This is a genomic window from Hungatella sp. (genome assembly GCF_046966825.1).
This window is the reverse complement of sequence record NZ_JBKVCZ010000290.1, coordinates 1-2,036: the sequence shown is the minus strand read 5'-3', so window position 1 is coordinate 2,036 and position 2,036 is coordinate 1. Positions and strand designations below refer to the sequence as shown.

1 protein-coding gene and 2 pseudogenes are annotated in these 2,036 nt (G+C 49.0%); 2 read left to right on the top strand and 1 reads right to left on the bottom strand.

Annotated elements, in window-relative coordinates:
* Both ACLTD4_RS33940 and ACLTD4_RS33935 read left to right on the top strand, forming a co-directional pair.
* Positions 1-667: pseudogene (locus ACLTD4_RS33940) on the top strand (glutamine-hydrolyzing GMP synthase); the annotation flags it as partial.
* Positions 668-974: 307 nt separating this feature from the next.
* On the top strand, positions 975-1,700 hold the full coding sequence (locus ACLTD4_RS33935; RefSeq protein WP_055653792.1) for a DKNYY domain-containing protein: 726 nt from the start codon (positions 975-977) through the stop codon (positions 1,698-1,700).
* A 112-nt stretch (positions 1,701-1,812) separates the two neighbouring features.
* Here the strand turns inward: ACLTD4_RS33935 and ACLTD4_RS33930 are convergent.
* Positions 1,813-2,036: pseudogene (locus tag ACLTD4_RS33930) on the bottom strand (hypothetical protein); the annotation flags it as partial.

Sequence of the window (2,036 nt, the reverse complement as noted above, 5' to 3'; positions counted from 1 at the left end):
TGCTGATCCGGAGCAGAAAAGAAAGATTATCGGTGCGGAATTTATCCGCGTTTTCGAGGAAGAAGCCAGAAAACTGGAGGGAATCGAATTCCTGGCACAGGGAACGATCTATCCCGATATCGTGGAGAGCGGAACCAAGACGGCGAAGATGGTCAAATCCCATCACAACGTAGGCGGTCTCCCGGAAGATTTACAGTTCCAGCTGGTAGAACCGCTGCGTCAGCTGTTCAAGGATGAGGTCCGCGCCTGCGGCGTAGAACTGGGACTTCCAGCAGAGATGGTATACCGCCAGCCGTTCCCGGGTCCTGGTCTGGGCGTGCGCTGTCTCGGAGCCATCACAAAAGAACGTCTGGAAGCAGTCCGCGAATCCGACGCCATCCTGCGCGAAGAATTTGCCAATGCCGGACTGGACAAGACCGTATGGCAGTATTTCACCGTCGTGCCTGATTTCAAATCCGTCGGCGTCCGCGACAACGCCAGATGCTTCGATTATCCGGTCATCCTCCGCGCCGTCAACACCATCGACGCCATGAGCGCATCGATTGAGCAGATCGACTACGCCGTGCTGTTAAAGATTACAGACAGGATCTTAAAAGAAGTGAAGAATGTAAACCGTGTGTGCTATGATCTGAGCCCGAAGCCTACGGCTACGATTGAGTGGGAATAATGCCGGAGACGGCGCGCCCCGCATGAATGCAGTTTTTACCTGCCGCTTTGCATCTTGACAATGGAATAATACTATTTATGTCCGCCCGGTATTCAAGAGAATAATCGCAAAGGCATATACAAAAAGGCGCCCTGCTGAACGACAAATTCAGCAGGGCGCCTTTTTGCTTGTCCTTACTTTGTTTTCCGCCATTGGATGGCAGTCCTGCACATTCAGCCATAATACCTTGCATAACGAATAGATTTATGTACTGTTTTGTGCTATACTTTATCAAAACACCAAAGTGGATACGTCTTAGGAGGAAATAATGGGATTTGCTCGTGTTCTCAAAGATGGCAATGGAGACCCGTCGGGCTATCGGGAATGTGATGGTGAAGTCGCCTATATGCCGAAGCAGCAATCGTACGAAAATATATTTCATCTAGTCCAAAACATTGATATTGATACAATGGAGATTGTAAACCACGATTTTATTAAAGATTGCAAACACGTTTACCGCAGAGGAAAGCTGCTGCAAGGGATCAGTCCAGAAGATTTTCATAAATATAATTCTATTTATGTGGGAAATCATCAAGTTATATATACCCCTTATGGAAATGGGAGAATCGCCCATCCGGAGTCTTTTGAGGTTCTGGACGCCGGAGGTATTCCGGAAGGCGAAGTCTTTCCAGCCAGTTATGGCAGAGATAGTGAGTTTGTGTATTATTTTACGGGATCAACTGACACTACATACGCTGTGCGCCTGAAAGCCTGTCATACCCCCTTGTTCTTTACCGTACTCAAATGGGGGTACGCAATGGATGACAAACATGTCTATTTTCGCGAGCATACAATTAAATATGCCGACCCCAAAACGTTTGAGGTTTTAACGGCTGGATATGCCAGAGACAGGCTGCATGTTTTCATTAGAGACAGGGCCTTCAAGGCTGACCCAAAGACCTTTTTTATACTCCAGGATACTTACGCCCAAGACTGTGATCACATGTATCGAAATGGTTTTATTGTTGATGATGTGAACCGATCGATAACATAAGAAAGGACCTGCCGGAATCTGCCTCAATTTGAGACAAATTTTGACAGGTCCTTTCTTCATGCTCTGACAGTTTTCACAGCATAAATCCCTTTGTCGTATCTTTCGCCAGGCGTCATGAGACGCCCGGTCCAATCTCTTTATTCCCTGAACTCCCAGTTGGTACTCCAGGTCCCTTCTCTCCGCTCTCCGGTGAAGCCGCCGTAGTCGAAGCTTCCGTCTCCGGGGCCTTTGTAGGGGCCGCAGTCTGGCTCTCTGTCGGCTTTGGCGCAGGAGCTTCAGACGGGGCCGTGGTCTCGGAAGGCGCCGTCGTAGCTGCTGGGGTAGTAGCCGCCGGAG

Coding starts and splice junctions, on each gene's coding strand:
- ACLTD4_RS33935 (WP_055653792.1), top strand. CDS start 975: ATGGGATTTGCTCGTGTTCTCAAAGATGGCAATGGAGACCCGTCGGGC.